Here is a 23,033-nt window from a genome sequence, read left to right on the forward strand (position 1 = left end):
CAATATAATTCTTGTATTATGGAAGTTAAGTTTTTTAAAAAATCTTTGCCAACACTTATTTTTTTAGGTGTATTTTCTGCAATAGCAGTTCCTATTTTTTATCATCTTTTAAAAGTAGAGAAGAAGTTAAAAATTTACAATCCTGCAGATGTAAATCCGCAATTGGTAGATTTTTCTATAAAGCACATTACTAAAGATCATAAAATTGCAGATTTTAAATTGACCAATCAAAATGGAGATTTTATCACCAATAAAAATTATGAAGATAAAATTTATGTAGCAGACTTTTTCTTTACACGCTGCAAAACCATTTGTATTGCCATGGCTTTTAATATGAATGAATTGCAAGAATATTACAAAAATGATGATGATATTATGTTTTTATCGCATTCTGTAACGCCTGTAATGGATAGTGTGCCTGTTTTAAAAGAATATGCAATTAATAAAGGTGTTGTAGATGGTAAATGGAATGTAACAACTGGTGCAAAAAAGCATATTTATGAGTTGGCTAGAAAAAGTTATTTTGCAGTTTTAGACCAAGGAGATGGTGGAGAAGATGATTTTATACACACAGAGCAATTTGTTTTGGTAGATAAAGACAGACGTATTCGTGGGTATTATGATGGCACAGAAAAAGAAGAAATGCAAAAATTAAAAGAAGATATAGTTTTGTTAAAAGAAGAGTACGCATCTAAATAAAACTGTTTAGAATTATTCTAAATGCATATATTTGTTACAGAATTTAGAGTTTTACTTTGGTACTAATCAATATTTACTGAAGGTAAAAATCTTATTATTAGAAAAACTTTGAGCACAATTGCAACGTTACGTATTGGTGAAATGGGTTACATTTCAGAAGAATCTTTAGATCTTATTCCATTAAAATTATTAGAAATGGGTTGTTTACCAGGCGCAGAGGTAGCCTTAGTGCAAATTGCGCCTTTAAACGACCCTTTGTACATCTGTGTTAATGGTAGTCATTTGGCAATTCGTAAAGAAACAGCTTCACTCATAAAAATATTAAAAGCAAATTAATGTCTAAAAACGATATAAAAGTTGCTTTATTAGGTAACCCAAATACAGGTAAAACCTCCCTTTTTAATCAGCTTACAGGCTTAACACAAAAGGTGGGTAATTACCCTGGTGTTACTGTAGATAAAAAGCAAGGTAAAAGCAAATTGTCTGCAACACAAAATGCAATTATTACAGATTTACCAGGAACTTATAGTATCAATCCTACTTCTTTAGATGAAAGTATTGTATTAAAAACATTACTAAAGAAAGACATAAAGGAAACGCCAGATGTAATTTTAGTGGTGGCAGATGTAGAAAATTTAAAAAGAAATTTACTTTTATTTTCGCAGATTAAAGATTTAGAAATTCCTACTGTATTGGCCATAAATATGGTAGATCAGATGACTAAAAAGGGAATTTCTATAGATGTTTCTCTTTTAAAAGAAGAATTAAATACAGAGGTAGTTTTAATAAGTGCGCGTAAAAACGAGGGTATTTTAGACGTAAAAGAAGCTATTATTCGTTGTCATGTTGCTGCTAAAGCATCGCCACTTTGTGGCATAGATTCTAAGATAGATCCAGATTATTTTGCCAAACTTAAAGAAATTAGCAACAACTTTTCTTTATACGAATTGTGGTTAATGGTCACTCAAGACAGTTATTCAGAAACCATTACAAAAGAAGAAAAAGAAGGACTACTTGCATTTAAAAAAGATGCATCAAAACTAAAAAAATACCAACATAAAGAAACTATTTACAGGTATCAAGAAATTAATAGAATTTTAAAGAAAACCTATTTAGTAGATAAAAGTAATGCTACAGATTTACGTAGTAAATTAGATAAAATATTTACCCACAAAATTTTTGGATACGCTATTTTCTTTCTGATTTTGCTCGTTATTTTTCAATCTATTTTTGATTGGGCAAGTGCACCTATGGATTTTATAGACGGTACTTTTGCAACGTTATCAGACTTAGCCAGAGCAAATTTACCTGAAGGAATTTTAACAGATTTGATTTCAGAAGGTATTATACCAGGTATTGGAGGTGTATTAATTTTTATACCACAAATTGCCATTTTATTTCTATTTATTGCCGTATTAGAAGAAACAGGTTACATGAGTAGAGTGGTTTTTTTAATGGATAAAATTATGCGTCGTTTTGGAATGAATGGCAAAAGTGTAATTCCATTAATTTCTGGAACTGCTTGTGCAATACCAGCAATTATGTCTACCAGAACTATTGCAAACTGGAAAGAGCGTTTAATAACCATTTTAGTAGTACCTTTTACAACCTGTTCTGCAAGATTGCCAGTTTATGCAATTTTAATTGCCTTAATAATACCAGATACCAAAATATTTGGGTTTTTAAATTTACAAGGTTTGGTGCTGTTAAGCTTATATGGTTTAGGTTTTTTTAGCGCTATAATTGGTGCCTATATTTTACACAAAACATTAAAAATTAGCACAAAATCTTTTTTTGTGGTAGAAATGCCAAACTATAAAATACCATCTGTTAAAAATGTGTTTTTTGATGTTTTAGAAAAAACAAAAGCTTTTGTATTGGGCGCAGGTAAAATAATTTTAGCACTTTCTATTGTGTTGTGGTTTTTAGCTTCTAACGGACCAGAGGCTTATAAAAATGCAGAAAAAAATACCATAGAAAGTAATATAAACAACAATTTACCGACCAACGAATTAGAGCAAAAAATTGCAGCTGCAAAATTAGAAAACTCATATATAGGTATTATGGGTAAATCTATAGAACCTGCAATAAAACCTTTGGGTTATGATTGGAAAATAGGTATTGCCTTAATTACCTCTTTTGCTGCCAGAGAAGTTTTTGTAGGAACATTGGCAACTATTTATAGTGTAGAAGCTGATGATGAGAATACAGCCACTATAAAAGAAAAAATGCGTTCAGAGGTAAATCCAGATACAGGTAAAAAGCGTTTCAATTTTCCTGTTGGTATGTCTTTGGTAATTTTTTATGCTTTTGCAATGCAATGTATGGCAACATTGGCCATAGTAAAAAGAGAAACTAAAACTTGGAAATGGCCATTAATTCAGTTATTTGGTATGGGCTTATTGGCTTATGTATCTGCTTTAATAACCTATCAAATATTAAGTTAATGCAACAAATTGTAGTTTATATATTACTGGTAATAGCTGTTTTTTTTCTTTTGAAGAAATACATACTCCCAAACAAGAAAAAAACAGGTTGCAGTACAGATTGTAATTGCCATTAAATTTATTAAAAAATTAGTACAGTTTTTTGTAATGTTAATGACTTTTGGCAGACTTCTTGCTTAGTATAACATTACAAAAACAAATAGAACCATGAAAAAATTTATGCTTACAATTGCAATTTTTGCAATTGCAATTAGTACAAGTACAAACACATTTGCACAAAAGTTTCCAAAATTAGATGTTAGTCCTATGGATGCTGCTGCTTTTCCAACCAATTGGAGAGATGCAGATAAAGTAGTAAAAGTAGTCTATAGTAGACCTTCTTTAAAAGGAAGATCTTTAGCAAAACTAGCACCAAATGATAAAGTTTGGAGAACTGGCGCAAACGAATCTGCAGAAATCACATTTTACAAAGATGTAGTTTTTGGCGGCAAAAAGGTAAAGGCAGGTACCTATTCTTTATATGCTATTCCTACAACAGGAGATTGGACAATCATTTTAAGTAATCAATTAAATTTTTGGGGGTCTTATTTTTACAAACAAGACCAAGATGTTGTAAGAGTTAATGGAGCAGTAAACAAAGTAGAAGATGCTATAGAAGCTTTTTCTATAATGTTTGATAAAGACATGACTTTAAAAATGGGATGGGAGCACACAATTGTTTCTGTACCAATTACTGTAGATTAAAGTAATTTTTTTAAAATAATAGAAAAGCCACAAACTTTGTTTGTGGCTTTTTCTGTTTTAAAGCTTTTTTAACTTTTAACAGTAAAATTAACTGTAATGCACAAATTGATGGGTTATTTGTGTAAAAATTGATTAAAATTTTCTTGTGATAATACTAGTGTAGGATTTTCCAGAAATGGCGCATTAAATAAAACTTCGTACTATAGAAATTCTGATTATAAGAATGACCTGTAATCTTATATTTTTTTGTTATAACAAATGAGCTTTCTATGCAGTTAGAAAGCTCATTGTATTTTAAGAGAAATCTGTTTTTTGCTTACAAAGAATAAACGTAAATTTGCCCCTTAAATTATTAGGATAAGATGCAATATAATCATCAAGAAATAGAAAAAAATTGGCAAAAATTTTGGGCAGAAAATCAAACTTTTAAAGCCGAACAAACTTCAGATAAACCTAAATATTATGTGTTAGATATGTTTCCTTATCCATCAGGTGCAGGTTTACATGTTGGGCATCCTTTAGGTTATATTGCTAGTGATATTTATGCGCGTTACAAACGTCATAAAGGGTTTAATGTATTGCATCCTCAAGGCTATGATTCTTTTGGTTTGCCAGCAGAACAATATGCTATTCAAACTGGGCAACACCCTGCAAAAACTACAGAAGATAATATAAAAACATATAGAAGGCAATTAGATCAAATTGGTTTTTCTTTTGATTGGAGTAGAGAAGTTAGAACTTCTAGTCCAGAATATTATAAATGGACGCAGTGGATTTTTATTGAACTATTCAATTCTTGGTATAATAAAGATACAGACAAAGCAGAAGATATTTCAGCCTTAGAAAAAATCTTTAAAAAAGAAGGAAATACAACTGTAAATGCAGTTTGTGATGAGGATATAAAATCCTTTTCTGCAGACGAATGGAAAGCGTTTTCAACCAAAGAAAAAGAAGAAATTTTATTACAATACAGATTAACTTTTTTGTCTGATACAGAAGTAAATTGGTGTCCTGCGTTAGGAACCGTTTTAGCAAATGATGAAATTGTAAACGGAGTTTCAGAAAGAGGAAGTCACCCAGTTATTCGTAAAAAAATGACCCAATGGTCTATGCGAATTTCTGCCTATGCACAACGTTTGTTAGATGGATTAGAAAAAATTGATTGGCCACAACCTTTAAAAGACTCACAAACCAATTGGATTGGCAGATCTCAAGGGGCGATGGTAAGTTTTGAAGTCCTATCCCCAACCCTTTCCAAAGGAAAGGGAGCAAATGAGCAATCGAAAAACGCTAAAGGTTACATGACTGGTGGAACGAATTCTTATTTGTTGCTTGAAAAAGCAAAAGAAATGAGAGCAAATCCCACGCCTGCAGAAGCTATTTTGTGGAAACAATTAAAAGGTAAAAAGACAAAATTAAAGTTTAGACAACAGCATTTAATTAACGATTATATAGTTGATTTTGTCTGTTTAACAAGAAAACTTATTGTTGAGATTGATGGTAAAATTCACGACTATCAATTAGAAAAAGATGCAGCAAGAACTTTAGAATTAGAACAAAAATCTGGTTTTAAAGTTATCCGTTTTAAAAACGAACAGGTAATAGGAAACCTTGACAAAGTTTTATCAGATATTGATAAAGAGCTGAATAATCAATTTTACGCTCTTAAAGAATTAGAGAAAACTATAACGCAAAGTCAAAACACACACACAAAAAAAGATAAACACACACCTCCAACAGTGTCCCTTTCCTCTGGAAAGGGAGTCAGGGATAGGATTACAGTTTTTACCACACGCCCAGATACAATTTACGGAGTTTCGTTTATGACTTTGGCGCCAGAACATGAGTTGGTTGCTAAAATTACAACAGATGCCCAAAAAGCAGAAGTTGAAGCCTATATAAAAGCAACTGCAAAACGTTCTGAACGCGATAGAATGGCAGATGTGAAAACCATTTCTGGTGCGTTTACAGGTGCCTATGCAATACATCCTTTTTCTGGAGAAAAAGTACAAATTTGGATTGGAGATTACGTTTTAGCAGGTTATGGAACAGGAGCAGTTATGGCTGTACCTTGTGGAGATGAGCGTGATTATGCATTTGCGAAACACTTTGGTATTCCTATTCCAAATATTTTTGAAGGTGTAGATATTTCTGAACAACCACACACAGATAAAGAAGGAACAGTTATTGCAAATTCAGACTTTTTATCTGGATTAAAATATAAAAAAGCATTAAAATTAGCCATTTATGAAATGGAAAAAAGAGGTTTTGGTTATGGAAAAATAAATTATAGATTAAGAGACGCTGTTTTTAGCAGACAACGTTATTGGGGAGAACCTTTTCCTGTGTATTATAAAGACGGCATGCCACAAATGATAGATGCAAAACATTTGCCAATTGTATTGCCAGAAGTAGAAAAATACTTGCCAACAGAAGATGGAAAACCACCTTTAGGAAACGCAACAGAATGGGCTTGGGATTCTAGAGCAAAGAAAGTAGTAAGTAATGAAAAGTTAAAAAACAAAACGGTTTATCCTTTAGAATTAAACACAATGCCAGGTTGGGCAGGTAGTTCTTGGTATTTTAATAGATATATGGATGCTAATAATTCTGAAGCATTTGCAAGCAAAGAATCTTTAGAATATTGGCAAAATGTAGATTTATATATTGGAGGATCTGAACATGCAACAGGACACTTATTATATGCGCGTTTTTGGCAAAAGTTTTTGTTTGATAAAGGTATTGTTCCTGTAGATGAATTTGCGAAGAAATTGATTAATCAAGGTATGATTTTAGGAACGTCTGCTTTTGTTTTTAAAGCCACTGCTTTTGTTAAAAATGGTTGTGCAATAGACAAATCTAATGATGATGTAATAGAGAAAATACCAACAATTTTTGTTTCTAAAAACTTATTTACAAATGATGATAAGTTTGAAACTGTAGTTAAAAATTATTTATTAGACGCTAAATTACTGAATCCTAATTTTGCAGATTTGGTAATGATTACCAAAACACCTTTACATGCAGATGTTTCTTTGGTAAATGCTTCTGATGAAATGGATGTAGAAGGTTTTAAAAATCATCCGCTTAATAAAGAATACAAAGACGCAGTCTTTTTAGGCAAGAGTGGCAAAGTCCTTTCCTTCGGAGAGGATTTAGGAGAGGAAACAAGATGGGATTTTACAGTTGCTAGAGAAGTAGAAAAAATGTCTAAGTCTAAATACAATGTGGTTAATCCAGATGATATTGTTGCAGAATATGGCGCAGATGCTTTGCGTCTTTTTGAGATGTTTTTAGGACCTTTAGAACAAACAAAACCTTGGAAAACTTCTGGTATTTCTGGTGTTTCATCATTCTTGAAAAAATTATGGAAATTGTATTTTAATGGAGAAAATCTAGAGATTTCCGATGAGAATGCAACTAAAGATGAGTTAAAAACCTTACACAAAACCATAAAAAAGGTAGAACAAGATATAGAGAATTTTTCTTTTAATACTTCTGTTTCTACTTTTATGATTGCTGTAAATGAGTTAACAGCGTTAAAATGTAATAAACGCGAAATTTTAGAGCCTTTATTGATTTTATTATCGCCTTATGCACCACATATTACAGAAGAATTGTGGAAGTTATTAGGTCATAAAACCTCAATTTCTACTGTAGATTTTCCTGTTTTTGAAGCAAAACATTTGATAGAAAGTGCTAAAAATTATCCAATTTCTTTCAACGGAAAAATGCGTTTTACTTTAGAACTTCCTTTAGATTTATCTAAAGAAGAAATAGAAAAAACGGTTATGGAACATGAAAAAACACAAGCACAATTAGAAGGTAGAACACCTAAAAAAGTAATTATTGTGCCAGGTAAAATAGTAAACATAGTAGGCTAGCACACGCAGTGTGTGTTTGGTATGAGCTTGTTTTTGGAAAGTTTTTTTTGAAAATATGTTTCGTAGTTTCTTAAAAATAATGAGTATTTAAATATATTACACAAATGAAATTTTTAATAATATTAATGTTTACTGTTTTTATTTGTAGTTGTACACCAAACACAGATTTATGTGAATGCTCTTATGGTATACCAGATCTTAATAGTGAAAATGGCGTAAGAATAGAAACTATTGACTATGATTGTGAAATTGGTGCACCAACTCCTTGTATTTAATTCGTATTTATAATTAAATTATACCCAAAAGTCATTACAGTATTTGTAATGACTTTTTTTATTTGGTATCTTTCCGTACTGTTTCAAATTTATAAAAGCTATTCGTTTGCTAAAATTTAAAAATATTTCTTTAAGAATTCGCATCTTTTTATCGATGTTGTTTTTGGTGTTCTTGGCATCAGTTTTAATTTTGGTAGTTACCGTTTTTCAATATGATGAACAGACAAAAGACTACAATATTCAGCGTTTTGAGCGTAAAGAAGCCATTACCAAACAAATAATAGATTTAGAGTTAACCAACAAAACTACGTATGCTGTAAAGACAGAAAATTTAAGCAGAATTTTTAAAGAACGTATTTTTGAAATTTCTTCTATTAATAAATTAAATATTGCTATTTACGATTTAAAAGGTAAACTTTTAAAATCTTCTATAGCATCTGCTTTTGAAAGAATAAACATACAGCCACTTACAGAAGATATTATTAGAGAATTGGCACAAAACTCTAACCACAGAACTTTTAAAAATGTAGAGATTGAAGATACCAGTTATCAAACTTCATATACCTATATAAAAGACTCAAAATTTAAGCGCATAGGTATTTTAGAATTGCAGTTTACACAAGACAATTCAGAAATTGAGTATGAGTTAAGAGAATTTATTTCTAGATTAAGTTTGGTGTATTTAGTAATGTTTTTAATAGCAATTGCTTTTGCTTATTTTTTGTCGAGTTACATAACACGCTCTATAAAAACCATTTCTGATAAAATGCAGCAAACACGCTTAAATGAGCGTAATGAGAAAATTATATTAGATAAAGCAAGTTCAGAGATTGAAGTTTTGGTTGATGCCTATAATAATATGATAGATCAATTGGAAGAAAGTGCTGCAAAATTGGCAAGAAGTGAGCGAGAGCAGGCGTGGAGAGAGATGGCAAAGCAAGTGGCGCATGAAATTAAAAATCCATTAACACCAATGCGTTTGTCAGTTCAGAGTTTTGAGCGAAAGTTTAATCCTGAAGACGAAAATGTGAAAGAAAAGTTGGCAGAATATAGCCAAACTTTAATTCAGCAAATAGATGTAATGAGTTCTATTGCTTCTGCTTTTTCTGATTTTGCAAAAATGCCAACACAAAAAAAGGAAGAGATTGAGGTGATAAGTGTAGTAAAGTTGGCTTTAGATATTTTTAATGAAAAATCTGTTATTTATCAACCAAAAGAAAAAGAATTGTTAGCATTTTTAGATAAAACACAATTGATAAGAATTGTAACTAACCTAGTTAAAAATGCAATACAAGCAACAGATAAAGAAGAAAATCCAATTATAAATGTGGTTGTTTTGTCTGAAAAAGAGAATTTAAAAATAGAGGTAATAGATAATGGTAAAGGAATAGCAGAAGATGTAAAAGATTTTATTTTTGAGCCTAAATTTACTACAAAATCAAGAGGAATGGGCTTAGGTTTAGGAATGATTAAAAACATTATAGAAGCTTACGAAGGCAGTATTTCTTTTACATCTAAAGAAGGAGAAGGTACTGTTTTTACAGTTGTTTTACCTAAAAAATAGTTTGTACAAGTAGGTTGTAGCAAGTATTAGGTTAAAAAATATTAATTTAAAAATATTTAGTATGGATTTTGAGAATATAATCGTAGAACAAGAAAATGGTTTAGCAAAAATTATAATAAATAGACCAAAAAAACTAAATGCTTTAAATAAAGCAACAATACAAGAATTACATTCCGCTTTTGATGCTTTAGAAACAGATGAAAAAGTAAAAGTTATTGTATTAATAGGTAGTGGAGAAAAAGCCTTTGTAGCAGGAGCAGATATAGCTGAATTTGCACATTTTAGCGAAAAAGAAGGGGCAAGTTTGGCTAAAAAAGGACAAGAAATACTATTTGATTTTGTAGAAAATTTAGCAACCCCAGTAATTGCTGCCATAAACGGTTTTGCTTTAGGTGGTGGTTTAGAGTTAGCCATGGCCTGTCATTTTAGAATTGCATCAGACAATGCAAAAATGGGTTTACCAGAAGTTTCTTTAGGTGTAATACCAGGTTATGGAGGTACACAACGTTTGCCACAGCTAGTTGGAAAAGGCAAAGCTATGGAAATGATTATGACAGCAGGTATGATTACCGCAGAAGAAGCAAAACAATTTGGTTTGGTAAATTATGTGGTAACATTAGAAGAGTTAATGCCTTTGGCAGAAAAATTGGCTGGTAAAATAATACGCAACTCTTCTATTGCAATTAGTGCCGCAATAGTTGCAATTAATGCAGGTTTTGTAGACGGTGTAAATGGTTATAAAATAGAAATTAATGCATTTGGTAATAGTTTTAGTACAGCAGATTTTAAAGAAGGTACCACAGCATTCCTAGAGAAAAGGAAACCAAAGTTTCTTGGGAGTTAAAAGTTAAAAACAATATCAACTAAAAAAAGAGCCTATTAAAGGCTCTTTTTTAGTAGTAAATGATATGAAATAATTTAATTAAATAGTAAAGTTTTTAGTATAAGTTCTGTTATCTGTTTTTATAATAACAGTGTATTCTCCGCTTTTGTCTTCAGATAGTTTGTAAATTCTATTCAAAATTTTACTTTCATCTTCTACAGTTTCGTTAACAATTACTTCGTCTTTGTAAAATAGTTTCACTTTTAGCGGCTCTTTATTAAAATCTATTTTAGAAATTAATACCAAGTCATTTTCTGTTCTAATAACAGGTTTAAAAACTGTTTTTTCATTCTCAAAGGTTACATTACCTTTATTTACAGTAAAATATTTAACCATTATTTTACTATCTTTTTCTAACTCTGCGCTGTAATTTCCTTCTTCTAGATTAGATAGATCAAGGGTTTTGGCAAAAGTTCCGTTTTGTTTTATTTTTAAAGTATAGACAGTAGTGTATTTATTATTTTTTATAGACAATACATGTCCTTTTTTAACTTCTTTAAAGGCAACTGTTACTTTGTTGGCAGCAGTAGTATTCTTTTTTTCTGTTCCGTAAGTAATTAATGTTCCAAACATTAAAGCTACTAATAAATAATTTTTTGCTAGTGTTTTCATAATTTTTGTTTTTATCATTGTTAGCGATTATCAACACTACAAATTTACGGCAGAACTAGATTGCTAAAAACATTAGAATTGCTTAATATATATTCTATTTTACCTGTTATTTAATTATTAACACTATATAGGGTTAATATAGAACACAATATTGTAAATTTGGCAACATCAGTTATTGCTGCTATAAACGGTTTTGATTTAGCATTAGGGATGGCTTGCCTTTTTTAGAATAACATTAGACAATGTAAAAATGGTTTTAATAGAAGTTTTTTAGGTGTTATAAATGTTTATTGAAGCACACAACGTTTGCCGCAGTTAGTTGGAAAAGGACAAAGCAGTGGAAATGATTATGACAGTGGTTAATATTACTGCAAAAGAAGTAAAATAATTTGTTTGTAAATCATGTGATAACATGAGAAGAGGTATTGCCTTTAGCAGAAAAATTAGTGGATTAAATAATACACAATTCTTTTATTGTAACTAATTCAGATTATAAGAAAAGTACAACAGTGTTCGTAAAGAAATGGAATTCAAAGTTTCTGAGAAATTAAAGGTTAAAAAGAATATAAGCAAAAAAAAAGAGCCTACTGTAGGCTCTTTTTTTAGTAATAAAAAATTAGGAAATAATTTAAATTAAATAGTAAAGTTTTTAGTAAAAGTTCTGTGATCTGTTTTTATAATAACAGTGTATTCCCCACTTTTATCTTTAGATAACTTATAAACTCTATTTAGTATTTTACTTTCATCTTCTACAGTTTCGTTAACTATTACTTCGTTTTGATAAAATAATTTCACTTTTAACGGCTCTTTATTAAATTCTAATTTAGATATTAATACTAAATCATTTTCTTTTCTAATAACAGGTTTAAAAACTGTTTTTTCATTCTCAAAAGTTACAGTACCTTTATTTACAGTAAAGTATTTAACAATTATCTTGCTGTCTTTTTCTAATTCTGTACTGTAATTACCTTCTTTTAGGTTAGATAGGTCAAGGGTTTTTGTAAAATTTCCGTTTTGATCTATTTTTAGACTATAAATAGTTATGTATTCATTATTTTTTATAGACAATACATGTCCTTTCTTAACTTCTTTATATGCTACTGTTACTTTATTAGCGCTAGTAGTATTTGTCTTTTCATTTCCGTAAGTAATTAATGTTCCCAACATTAAAGCTACTAATAAATAATTTTTTGCTAGTGTTTTCATCTTTTTTGTTTTTATCATTGATAGCGATTATCAACACTGCAAAGTTATAGCAGAACTAAATTCCTGAAAACATTAGAATTGGCTATTATATATTCTATTTTATCTGTTATTTAAACGTTAACCTAATGTTAAGTTAATATAGTATATAATGTTGCAAATTTTATAACAATAATTAAATATTTCTGTGTAATTTTGTAACTTTAAATAGAATGATGAAAACAAAAGCAACATTAAAAAAAATAACACCAAGTTTTGGTAGTTCTTTATTAGTTAAAAAACATGTACAATTCTTAAAGCAAAATAAGGCTTTCTGGCATTTTCATCCAGAAATAGAAATTGTATACGTAAACAAAGGGCAAGGAAAAAGACATATTGGCAATCATATAGGCTATTTTAATAACAGTCAGTTAATATTAATAGGGTCTAATTTACCTCACATGGGGTTTATAGACCGTTTAACAACCAATGGCTCTGAAACTTTAATACAATTTAAACCTGATTTTTTAGGATCAGATTTTTTTAAGATTCCAGAAATGCAAGCAATAGAGCAGTTGTTTGAGAGAGCTAAAAACGGAATTCGTTTTAATATTGAGATTAAAAAGAGGATTGGCGCAAAGATAGAAGAGTTAGCAGAGTTAGAAGGACCAACACAAATTATTGCCTTTTTAGATATTTTAAAAGATTTGGCTTTAACCAATGATTATACGATTTTAAATGCTAATGGTTTTACTTTAGAAACGCAACCACAAGACAATCAAAAAATAGATATCGTTTTTAAACATATTAATGAAAATTTTAAAAGATCTATTCCATTAGAGGAAATTGCAGAGTTGGTAAGCATGACAGTGCCTGCTTTTTGTAGATTTTTTAAAAAAACGACTTCTAAAACGTTTACAAAATTAGTAAATGAATATCGGGTTGTGCATGCAACTAAATTACTTTCAGAGAGTAATATGAGTATTACAGATGTTTCTTTTGAATGTGGTTTTAATAATTTTTCTCACTTTAACAAATTATTTAAAGAGTTTACGGGTAAGCCAGCTTCTAAATATAGAGGTGAAAGATTAAACTTAATTCAATAAAAGTTTAGAGGTTGTTAATAATTTATAATGGCTGTATTGTTCTAGTAAATAGTATTAAATCAAAAAAAAAACAATAAAATAGATTTTAAGGCAAATTTAAGCCATGTTTTTATCATATTCCTTAGAAATACTAGTCTTAAAATTTAAAATAGCTTAAAACAAAAGTATTTTATTATTTTTTATAATATATAACTATAGTAAATAAAAATAATATAGTTTTTTATTATTTAACACCATTCCATTCATCATAAAACTGTTTAAGGTAATTCTCCATAAATTCATGTCTATTTTTAGCAATTTGTTTACCAGTTTTGGTATTCATTTTATCTTTTAATAAAAGTAATTTTTCATAAAAATGATTTATTGTAGGAGCTGTAGAGTTTTTGAGCTCGGCTTTAGTCATATTTAAATTAGGTAAAATTGCTGGGTCGTATAAAGCCCTGTTTTTAAATCCTCCATAATTAAAACAACGGGCAATACCTATAGCACCTATAGCGTCTAACCTATCTGCATCTTGTACAATATCTAACTCTTTAGATGTAAATGTTTTAGTGCTATTTAAAGAGTTTTTAAAAGATAAATATTTTATAATATTTACAATGTGTACGCCAATCTTTTTTGGTACTTGCTGCTCAATTAAAAATGCTGTTGCCTTTTTTGGGCCTAATTTTTCATCACCATTATTAAATTTAGGATCTGCAATATCATGCAAAAGTGCCGCTAAAGAAACCACAAAAACATCTGTTTTTTCGTCTTTAGAGATTAGCAATGCATTCTTAAAAACACGCTCAACGTGAAACCAATCATGTCCACCTTCAGCATTTGCTAGTTCTTTTTTTACGAATGCAATGGCGTTTTGTATGATCTTATTTTTATCCATAATTTCGGTTTAATTGGTGTGTTTTAAAGGTAGAAGTATTTTTAAAATTTGTAACCAATTGGTGTTGATTAAAATATAATTACCAAAGTCACTAGACATTTAATTTTTAAATAAATAAGCCTTAAAAATGGAACTTTAACTTCTTTTTGCTAGTTCTTTTTTAATTTTTTTAATATCATAACGCAGTAAAAATACCATTGGTAAAAAGAATAATGGTAAAAAAGAAGTTATAGAAATACCTATATCTATCGTAGAAACAACAGCCAAAATTACTAGTAATAAAACTAAAACCAATTGAACAATATATATATTGTTCTGAGATTTCAATTTCTTTAAAAGTTCTTCTTTACTATATGTAGAAAATGCCATGTTTTTTATGTAAAAATAAAAAAATCTGCACTATTTTGTGCAGATTTTTGATAATTTCATCCTTAAATGTCCCTGAGTTTACCTTAAACAAGTGCGTTTTTAAAAACGTTTTACTAGAGTGCATTTAATTACAAATGTTAACAGTACTCATTATAAGCCTGTGCTAAATTTTCTGCAATCATTTGTGCAGAACGTCCTTCAATATGATGTCTTTCTAGCATGTGCACTAAATTACCATCTTTAAATAATGCCATTGCAGGAGACGATGGAGGAAAAGGTACCATAAATTCTCTTGCTTTTTGTGTAGATTCTTTTTCAACACCTGCAAAGACGGTAGCTAAATTATCTGGTGTTTTGTCTGCCCCTAAAGATGCAATTGCACCCGGTCTTGCAGTACCTGCAGCACAGCCACAAACAGAGTTTACAACTACTAAAGTTGTTCCTTTTTTTGCTATTGTTTTTTCTACGTCTTCACTTGTATATAATGCTTCAAAACCAGCTTTAATTAACTCGTCGCGCATTGGTTTTACTAATTCTTCTGGGTACATAATTTAAAATATTTTTATAGTACAAATATAAGCATTAGTTTCACAAAATTCAACATATATAAAAAGGCTTATTTAAATGAGGATATCAGTAGAATGGATACACTTTTAAGTTGAAAAATTTATTGGTTCTTGGCAATATTTGCGGTTTATCTTATATTTTTTGAAGGGTACTTCCTTTTATATGAAGAGGATTTAAAGTTTAAATATATTTTTTTACACTTATAGCATAGCTAATTAGTTGTCTTAGAAAAATAGTAACTACTAGTAATGATCTAGTAATTCTGGTAAGTAACTGCAATGTTGCTTAAAAAACTATTAAGAACTTTGTAAGTTTGCTACATTGTAACTATTTTCACAATCAAACTAATAAAATAGGAATATTAAAAATGGGCAATTTTACAAAATGGATAGGTGCAGGGCTAGGTTTTACTTTAGGCGGACCAATAGGCGCAGCAATAGGTTTTGCAATTGGTAGTTTTGTAGACGGTTTCTCAGAGAAAGACTTGGTCTTAGAACAGAGTGAATATCAAGAAAAAGAAAGAACAAGTAACACTAAAGTAAATACGCAGTCTGGAGATTTTGAAATTAGCTTATTAGTCTTAGCATCTATAGTTATAAAAGCAGATGGTAAAATAGATCAAAAAGAACAGGATTTTGTAAGACAAAAGTTCTTAGAAATGTACGGCAAACAAAGAGCAAATAACGCATTTAAATTGTTTAAAGGTATTGCTAAAAAAAACATTTCTTCGCGTCAAGTTTGTATACAAATTAGAGAGCATATGTCTCATGCTGCACGTTTACAATTGTTGCATTTTTTGTTTGGTATTGCTCATGCATATAATTTTGTAACTTCTAAAGAGGTAGAAGAAATAAAAAAAATAGCAGGCTACTTATACATTAATCAAAGAGATTTCGAATCTATAAAAGCAATGTTTTATGATGCATCCGAAAATGCTTATAAAATTTTAGAAATAACAAAAACGGCAACTAATGATGAGGTTAAAAAAGCCTACCGAAAAATGGTTAAAAAATACCACCCAGATAGAGTAATAGATTTGGGCCCTGAACATATAGAGGGCGCTAAGTTAAAATTTCAAAAAGTACAATCTGCATACGAAAAAATTAAAAACGAGCGAGCAATGTAATTTTGTAAAGCTTTACTATCTTTTTTATTAAAATTTGAAGCTTATTTTACTGATTATTTTATAAATCCTTAAAAATTATATAGCCGTTAATCGCGGTAGAGGCTAATCTTATAGATTAAGAATAAGGATTTAAGGCAAGTAAAATAAATATAAGTACTATTTTAAAAGTCAATAACTAGCCTAAAAGACTACACTTTTAACTTATAGAGATAAAAATAAACCAAATACATTGTGGTGATTGCTGCTATGTTTATTACTTTTTAATAATCTATTATTAGATATAAAAATTCCATTATTTTGCAGAACAAAAGGCAAGTTGGTTATAAAAAAGTTAATTATATACTTCTTAAAATGGCCGAAGTAAATTAGAATTATTCTCTTATAATACGGTATTTATATCTGCGCTAATTTACCCAACTAATAGCCGTTTTTTAATTTTAAACGAACAAGAATAATTGTTGTTTTTCTATTTTGAAAGCTCTTTGTATCTTAACTTATATTAAAATTTAAATCAATTTTGTTAAAATTATTTTTATTTTTATTTAATTATTTTTTAAAATACTGACATTCAAATACTTAAACTTTAACATTTATTTTGGTTTTGTTGAAAACTATTTTATCTTTACGCAAAAAAAATCCTCCCTAGACATTATTGGTGTAAGTCTACAAATAAAAGCACCTTAATTTAAACAAAAACTATTTAATTACTTTTTTAACGTATTTAGGTTGATGTGACTTTTTTAATTAAAAAGTGTCAAAATCATATACTATCAAATAAAAGATATTTGATTCACATTTTTAAATAAATTTTACAAGTGTAAAACGTTTTTTAATATTTGAATTAATTTTTAAAAAAAGTAATTAATTGAATTTTTATTCGACTAGAGGATAAATAATTCTAGTATATCGCAAAAAAGGGAGCATTATGATTAACACTATTATTAGTAAAGCAATTCAAAATAAATATAGTAAATTTTGGTTGTTAGCCGTTTTTATGGCTTGTATAACCCCTGCTTTCGGGCAAGCAACCCCCACGTTTCCTAATACACAAACCTTAATACAAGGTACTGCTAATCAGCCTGGTGCAGTGTACTTAGTTGAAAATGTTGATATAGATGTAAATGGGACAACTACAGATGTAGATGCTCTGTTAAGAATAGTGTCTTTTACAGGTACTCCTACTGTGCAAGCTGTAGATGATACAAACGCTGTACAAAATAGATTTGAGCCTATGATAGATTACGATACTGCTGGAGAAGCTGTACGTTTTCAAATAGAATTTATAATAGCCAATTCTGCAGATGCTGCAAATGGAGGTGTTTCTGCGGCGGTACCATTTCCTTTAGATAATTTCACTGTAGAGATTATAGATGTTGATGCGCAAGAATGGATAGAAGTATTAGTTCCTGATAGTTATGAGTTGGCAGGTACAGGTTTGCCAGAAACTATTATTACAGTTGCTCCAGGAGCTTTACCAAATTCAACTAGGTTTACAAGCTCAGATATTACAGATACAGGGATAAGTGTAAATAATACTAGATCTATTGTTAAAATTAATTATCAAAATGTTAGTGTTGTAGATTTTACTTTGGGCAGAGATAGTAATGAGCCCATTACAACAAGAGATATTTCTTTAAGTTTTTTAGGTGAAGTTACATTTACAAATCCAAATGTTGTAAGTACAAATAGTCCGCCAGTTGTTGCAAACAAACCAGGTAATACAACTCAAGTTAATCAAACAGAAATTATAAATCTTTTAACTGGCGCTAGTGATCCTGACGCAAATTTAGATGCCGGTTCTGTTATTTTACTAGACCCAAATAATATAAATAACCAGGGTAGTGTAGGAAGTCCTTTAGTTATTCCTGGTGTTGGAACTTATAGCGTTGATAATGCAGGGGTTTTAACTTTTACACCTGTATCTGGATATTTGGGTGATGCTACTATTTCTTTTAGAGTTTCAGATGATTTAGGTGCAACTTCAAATCAAGCAACAGCACAAATAACTGTATTAGCAAATGAACCAGATAATGATAATGACGGCATACCAGATTCAGTAGATTTAGATGATGATAATGATGGAATATTGGATTTAGTAGAATGTCCTGCTCAAGATTCAGGAATCAATGGAGCTATACCTGCCACTAGCGTGTCTTTCGATATTACTAGTTCAGATTTAAATAGTTTTACAGTTCCACATATTTTAAATTCTATAACAATAAATGGGGTTGAGTATGAGGAATACCAGTTCCCTAGTTCATTTGAATCTAGTTATACAGGTATTGATTCTGATGGTGATGCAAGAAGAACAGTAAACGGTGTAGATCAGTCTCCAGCTTATTTTACTGATGGACCTGCCGTTTATGATGCTGCGATTATTACCTCATTTCAGACAAATAATTTAAATAATTACCAGCTTCTAAGTGGAAATGATTTTACAAATGATTTTTATGAATTAACTTATGATACTCCAATTCAATCTAGGGCTGGCGTTTTTGCTGCTATTTCGGAACGAGGAGGTAATAATCCTTCAGTAATAACTGCTTTTGATGATAGTGATAACGTGCTAGGTTCTATTAATGTACTTAACGCAAATTATATAGATACAGGTGCAAGACTTAATGCAGCTCAAAATGCTATGTTGGCAGTATTTGCAATTGATGATCTTGCTGCCCCTGGTCAGTTTATTAAAAAACTTAGAGTAGATTTTAGTAATGGATCAACTACAGATAGTCCTGATGGTAAAATATTTGTTGTTGGTGTTGGGCTATTAGCTGATTGTGATGCAGATGGTGATGGTATATCAGACCAATTTGATTTAGATTCTGACAATGATGGAATTACAGATGTTATAGAAGCAGGTGGTACAGACGCGAATGGAGATGGTCTTGCAGATGGTACAGTAGGCACAACAACTACTACTAATGGTATTCCTAGCTCTGCAGGTACAGGTAATACACCAACTGATACAGCAGATGGAGATACAATACCAGATTATTTAGATATAGATTCAGATAATGATGGTATTCCAGATAATATTGAAGGGCAAACTACTGTTGCTTATGAAGAACCCAGTGGTGTAGGATTAGCAATTTTAGATACGAATAGCAATGGTGTAGATGATAATTATGAGAATGGAACAAACATTGGTATTGTTCCTGTGAATACAGATGCTACTAATGATACAATTCCAGATTATTTAGATACCGATTCAGATAATGATGGTATTCCCGATATCCAAGAAAACGGTTCAGGAAATACTTTAGCAAATGCAGATGCAGATGGTGACGGTTTAGATGATAATTTTGATGATAATGATGATTCAGTAATTGATGGTTCAACTATAAATGATGGGGTTAGTCCAGCAAATACAATAACTGATGTAGCATCATTAGAGACATCTTTTCAAGATACAGACAATGACTTTAATCCGGGTTCTGGTGATCTTGATTATAGGGATGGAGAAGTTTTTATAGGTACAGATGCAGATAACGATAATGTACCAAATAGTACAGATTTAGATGACGATAATGATGGTATTTTAGATGTAGATGAAGGTTCATGTTCTACTTCGCCTATTCCTAGTGCTAATGGATTTTCTGCTAGAAGAATTGACTTTGTTATAGATCCAGAAAGGGCTGTTAATGGAGTAAACGGCCAATTTGCAAGATTTCCTTTTCCTAATGCTACTTTAGAAGTAACATTAAGAGACAGTGATGCACCTGTAACTGCGGGTACAACCATTTCAATTGAAGCAAGAACAGTAGAGATTGACCCTGGTAATATTATGAGAGTTACAGAATCTACAGATGGTGTAAATTTTGTAAACCCACAAGACTTTACCTTTACTACGGCAAACGTATTTTCTAACAATAGTTATGTATTAACAACAAATGCTACGCGTTTAAGAATTACGTATGTCAGACAAACAAGTCGTTTGCAAGTTGATAATGTAAGTTACGCTAGTTTTAATGAGGTACAGTGTGTTGTTAGAGATACAGATGATGATGGTATTCCAGATAGCTTAGATTTAGATTCTGACAATGACGGTATTACAGATGTTATAGAATCAGGTGGTACAGACGCGAATGGAGATGGTCTTGCAGATGGTACAGTAGGTACAACAACTACTACTAATGGTATTCCTAGCTCTGCAGGTACAGGTAATACACCAACTAATACAGCAGATGGAGATACAATACCAGATTATTTAGATATAGATTCAGATAATGACGGTATTCCAGATAATATTGAAGGGCAAACTACTGTTGCTTATGAAGAACCCAGTGGTGTAGGATTAGCAATTTTAGATACGAATAGCAATGGTGTAGATGATAATTATGAGAATGGAACAAACATTGGTATTGTTCCTGTGAATACAGATGCTACTAATGATACAATTCCAGATTATTTAGATACCGATTCAGATAATGATGGTATTCCCGATATCCAAGAAAACGGTTCAGGAAATACTTTAGCAAATGCAGATGCAGATGGTGACGGTTTAGATGATAATTTTGATGATAATAATGACTCTGCAACCTCAGGTGCTACAGTTAATGATGGTGTTGGAGCAAGTGATACAATTACCAATACATCAGATATTGTAGATGCTTATTTAGATACCAATGGTAATATTGGTGCTGGTGGCGATGTAGATTTTAGAGATAACAGTGCTGATGACAACGATGGAGACGGCATACCAGATCGTGTCGATTTAGATGATGATAATGATGGTATTCCAGATTTAGATGAATCAGGTTGTACAGATGAAGCAGAAATACGATGGCTACATAATGAAAATAGTGGTCAATCAGACTTTGCTACGTTTAATCCAACCACAGCATCTGCAAGCTACACTAATTCTAGTGATGTCTCTTTTGGCGCTGGTTTAGATGAATCTGATAACGCCGCATTTACGTACACCTTAAGGGGTGCAGACCAGACTACTTTTGCCGCAGCAAAAACCAATAACGATTATGCTCAGATATCTTTTACCCCTGCTGTAGATTTATTATTTCAACAATTAAACTTTGGCTTTTTTACCTTAAATGCTGCTGCAGATGATTTTGATATGGGTAATTTTAAAGTTGCAGTAGAGTACGCAACCAATGCAGGGTTTACCTCGCCTACAGTATTAATAGAAGATTTGCAAATTGGAGATATGGTTGCTGGTGGCTTTGTTAGCTTTAATCAGCCCTTTGAAAGTTTTGTGCTAAATAGTGGTACAGAATATTTCTGGAGAATCTATTTCTACGACGAGCAAAATACTGACGCGGCTGATAGAGTAAGATTAGACGATTTAGTATTTGTAAACAGTGTCAATGCTACTTGTAATAATGATGTTGATGGAGATGGTATTCCAAATTCATTAGACTTAGATAGTGACAACGATGGTTGTTTTGATGCTATAGAATCTGGGGCAAATCCAGAAGATGTAGATGCTAATGGAGAATTGATAGGGACTGTAGATACAGATAATACTTCTTCAACAGTAGGTCAGGTCACAGTAGCAAATACACCAGCAAATACGTACAATGGCATTAATGGTAATGAAATTTTACCAATAAGCTTAACAACAAATGATTCTACAATACCTACTACAACACAAAACGTTAATGTTGGAGACAATCTTACAGTAACTTCTAATGCGGTTGCAACCCAAACTGATGTTTGGAATACAACAGCACCCTTTGCACCTAATTATACAGCAGCAGCAGATACGCCAAATAATATTGCTGGTGCAACAGATGCTACCAGTAATTTAGTGTATACTTGGACAAGTTTACCATCTACAATTACCGCTCCAACTCAAACAGGACAAAGTTTTGATTTTGGTACCATTACTGCTGATAATGCAGGCACTTATGAAGTTACTATTACGCATTCAAATAATGCATGTATTAGTGAAGTACGTTCTTTTGTAGTTGCTTTAAATAATCAGGCGCCAGTAGCAAATAATGATTTAAACAATACCATTTTAGAAGATCAAGATGTAACAATCAATGTAGTAGCTAATGATACAGATGACAATGGAATAGATGCTTCTACGATTACATTAATTGATCCAAACGACGCTACTAATACGGGAAGTACAGGAACTCCATTAGTAGTTCCCAATGTAGGTACATATACTGTAGATGCTCTAGGAAATGTAACTTTTGATCCAGTAGGTAACTTTAATGGTAATGCAAATGTGAACTATACCGTTCAGGATAACGATTCTGCAACACCATTAACTTCAAATGTAGCTACAATTGGAATTACGGTAGCTGCAGTAACAGATGACATCGCAGATAACAACGAGAGTTTAAGTACAAATGAAGATGTTACGTTAACAGGCGATTTGTTTGCTAATTTAACAGATGCAGATAGTACCGATCATAGCATTACAGGAGCCACTGTAGATGCCAATGGAGATGGTACAGCAACGCCATTAACTTTGGGCACAGCAACGTCAATCACAGATGGATCAGAAGCGATCGGTTCACTTACAGTAAATGCAGATGGTACATTTAGTTTTGTACCAGCATCGAACTACAATGGTCCAGTACCGGTAGTGAACTATGATTTGGTAGATGACAATGATGCTACAGACACAGACAGTTCAACCTTAACAATTACGGTAGCTGCAGTAACAGATGACATCGCAGATAACAACGAGAGTTTAAGTACAAATGAAGATGTTACGTTAA

At 31.0% G+C, this 23,033-nt stretch carries 16 protein-coding genes; 11 read left to right on the forward strand and 5 right to left on the reverse strand.

Features of this window, described 5'->3' with window-relative positions; all coding sequences use genetic code 11:
* The first annotated feature begins 18 nt into the window (after window positions 1-18).
* The 8 genes from Q0684_RS08945 to Q0684_RS08980 all read left to right on the forward strand — a co-directional run bounded on the left by Q0684_RS08945 (window position 19) and on the right by Q0684_RS08980 (window position 10,457).
* On the forward strand, window positions 19-699 hold the full coding sequence (locus Q0684_RS08945) for an SCO family protein (RefSeq protein WP_299015477.1): 681 nt from the start codon (window positions 19-21) through the stop codon (window positions 697-699).
* Between the two features lie 108 nt (window positions 700-807).
* Entirely contained in the window at window positions 808-1,035 is a 228-nt protein-coding gene (locus tag Q0684_RS08950; protein WP_299015484.1) for a FeoA family protein, read from the forward strand.
* A complete protein-coding gene (gene feoB, locus Q0684_RS08955; RefSeq protein ID WP_299015488.1) occupies window positions 1,035-3,146 on the forward strand; it encodes a ferrous iron transport protein B in 2,112 nt (703 codons plus the stop codon). Before Q0684_RS08950 ends, feoB begins: the two co-directional genes overlap by 1 nt.
* Before the next feature lie 207 nt (window positions 3,147-3,353).
* Window positions 3,354-3,890: a DUF2911 domain-containing protein gene (locus Q0684_RS08960; RefSeq protein ID WP_299015492.1), complete on the forward strand. Its 537-nt coding sequence runs from the start codon at window positions 3,354-3,356 to the stop codon at window positions 3,888-3,890.
* Between the two features lie 362 nt (window positions 3,891-4,252).
* Window positions 4,253-7,774: a class I tRNA ligase family protein gene (locus Q0684_RS08965; protein ID WP_299015495.1), complete on the forward strand. Its 3,522-nt coding sequence runs from the start codon at window positions 4,253-4,255 to the stop codon at window positions 7,772-7,774.
* 104 nt (window positions 7,775-7,878) lie between these two features.
* A complete protein-coding gene (locus Q0684_RS08970; RefSeq protein WP_299015498.1) occupies window positions 7,879-8,049 on the forward strand; it encodes a hypothetical protein in 171 nt (56 codons plus the stop codon).
* 154 nt (window positions 8,050-8,203) lie between these two features.
* A complete protein-coding gene (locus Q0684_RS08975) occupies window positions 8,204-9,613 on the forward strand; it encodes an ATP-binding protein (protein ID WP_299015560.1) in 1,410 nt (469 codons plus the stop codon).
* Window positions 9,614-9,674: 61 nt separating this feature from the next.
* Window positions 9,675-10,457: an enoyl-CoA hydratase-related protein gene (locus tag Q0684_RS08980; RefSeq protein WP_299015501.1), complete on the forward strand. Its 783-nt coding sequence runs from the start codon at window positions 9,675-9,677 to the stop codon at window positions 10,455-10,457.
* Between the two features lie 78 nt (window positions 10,458-10,535).
* On the opposite strand, the gene Q0684_RS08985 is transcribed toward Q0684_RS08980, so the two are convergent.
* Window positions 10,536-11,108, reverse strand: coding sequence for a hypothetical protein (locus Q0684_RS08985; RefSeq protein ID WP_299015504.1), 573 nt, complete (start codon window positions 11,106-11,108; stop codon window positions 10,536-10,538).
* A gap of 633 nt (window positions 11,109-11,741) precedes the next feature.
* Complete coding sequence (locus tag Q0684_RS08990) at window positions 11,742-12,314, reverse strand: hypothetical protein (protein WP_299015507.1); 573 nt, start codon at window positions 12,312-12,314, stop codon at window positions 11,742-11,744.
* Window positions 12,315-12,523: 209 nt separating this feature from the next.
* Here Q0684_RS08990 and Q0684_RS08995 point away from each other — a divergent pair, with 209 nt between their 5' ends.
* Entirely contained in the window at window positions 12,524-13,396 is an 873-nt protein-coding gene (locus Q0684_RS08995) for an AraC family transcriptional regulator (RefSeq protein ID WP_299015510.1), read from the forward strand.
* A 223-nt stretch (window positions 13,397-13,619) separates the two neighbouring features.
* Here the strand turns inward: Q0684_RS08995 and Q0684_RS09000 are convergent, their stop codons facing one another.
* The 3 genes from Q0684_RS09000 to Q0684_RS09010 all read right to left on the reverse strand — a co-directional run bounded on the left by Q0684_RS09000 (window position 13,620) and on the right by Q0684_RS09010 (window position 15,193).
* Window positions 13,620-14,276: an HD domain-containing protein gene (locus Q0684_RS09000; RefSeq protein WP_299015513.1), complete on the reverse strand. Its 657-nt coding sequence runs from the start codon at window positions 14,274-14,276 to the stop codon at window positions 13,620-13,622.
* 135 nt (window positions 14,277-14,411) lie between these two features.
* Window positions 14,412-14,645, reverse strand: coding sequence for a hypothetical protein (locus tag Q0684_RS09005; protein ID WP_299015516.1), 234 nt, complete (start codon window positions 14,643-14,645; stop codon window positions 14,412-14,414).
* A 137-nt stretch (window positions 14,646-14,782) separates the two neighbouring features.
* Window positions 14,783-15,193 (reverse strand): BrxA/BrxB family bacilliredoxin, encoded by a 411-nt coding sequence (locus Q0684_RS09010; protein ID WP_299015519.1) that lies wholly within the window; start codon window positions 15,191-15,193, stop codon window positions 14,783-14,785.
* Between the two features lie 386 nt (window positions 15,194-15,579).
* Here Q0684_RS09010 and Q0684_RS09015 point away from each other — a divergent pair, with 386 nt between their 5' ends.
* Window positions 15,580-16,338 (forward strand): TerB family tellurite resistance protein, encoded by a 759-nt coding sequence (locus tag Q0684_RS09015; RefSeq protein ID WP_299015522.1) that lies wholly within the window; start codon window positions 15,580-15,582, stop codon window positions 16,336-16,338.
* 925 nt (window positions 16,339-17,263) lie between these two features.
* A partial coding sequence (locus Q0684_RS09020) for an Ig-like domain-containing protein (protein WP_299015525.1) occupies window positions 17,264-23,033 on the forward strand: 5,770 nt, incomplete at its 3' end.

This window comes from uncultured Polaribacter sp. (assembly GCF_947503875.1).
Lineage (GTDB): Bacteria > Bacteroidota > Bacteroidia > Flavobacteriales > Flavobacteriaceae > Polaribacter.

Bases quoted from the DNA above. Each gene is read 5' to 3' on its own strand.
- Q0684_RS08945 (WP_299015477.1), top strand. From the start codon at position 19: ATGGAAGTTAAGTTTTTTAAAAAATCTTTGCCAACACTTATTTTTTTA.
- feoB (WP_299015488.1), top strand. From the start codon at position 1,035: ATGTCTAAAAACGATATAAAAGTTGCTTTATTAGGTAACCCAAATACA.
- Q0684_RS08960 (WP_299015492.1), top strand. From the start codon at position 3,354: ATGAAAAAATTTATGCTTACAATTGCAATTTTTGCAATTGCAATTAGT.
- Q0684_RS08965 (WP_299015495.1), top strand. From the start codon at position 4,253: ATGCAATATAATCATCAAGAAATAGAAAAAAATTGGCAAAAATTTTGG.
- Q0684_RS08970 (WP_299015498.1), top strand. From the start codon at position 7,879: ATGAAATTTTTAATAATATTAATGTTTACTGTTTTTATTTGTAGTTGT.
- Q0684_RS08975 (WP_299015560.1), top strand. From the start codon at position 8,204: ATGTTGTTTTTGGTGTTCTTGGCATCAGTTTTAATTTTGGTAGTTACC.
- Q0684_RS08980 (WP_299015501.1), top strand. From the start codon at position 9,675: ATGGATTTTGAGAATATAATCGTAGAACAAGAAAATGGTTTAGCAAAA.
- Q0684_RS08985 (WP_299015504.1), bottom strand. From the start codon at position 11,108: ATGAAAACACTAGCAAAAAATTATTTATTAGTAGCTTTAATGTTTGGA.
- Q0684_RS08990 (WP_299015507.1), bottom strand. From the start codon at position 12,314: ATGAAAACACTAGCAAAAAATTATTTATTAGTAGCTTTAATGTTGGGA.
- Q0684_RS08995 (WP_299015510.1), top strand. From the start codon at position 12,524: ATGATGAAAACAAAAGCAACATTAAAAAAAATAACACCAAGTTTTGGT.
- Q0684_RS09000 (WP_299015513.1), bottom strand. From the start codon at position 14,276: ATGGATAAAAATAAGATCATACAAAACGCCATTGCATTCGTAAAAAAA.
- Q0684_RS09005 (WP_299015516.1), bottom strand. From the start codon at position 14,645: ATGGCATTTTCTACATATAGTAAAGAAGAACTTTTAAAGAAATTGAAA.
- Q0684_RS09010 (WP_299015519.1), bottom strand. From the start codon at position 15,193: ATGTACCCAGAAGAATTAGTAAAACCAATGCGCGACGAGTTAATTAAA.
- Q0684_RS09015 (WP_299015522.1), top strand. From the start codon at position 15,580: ATGGGCAATTTTACAAAATGGATAGGTGCAGGGCTAGGTTTTACTTTA.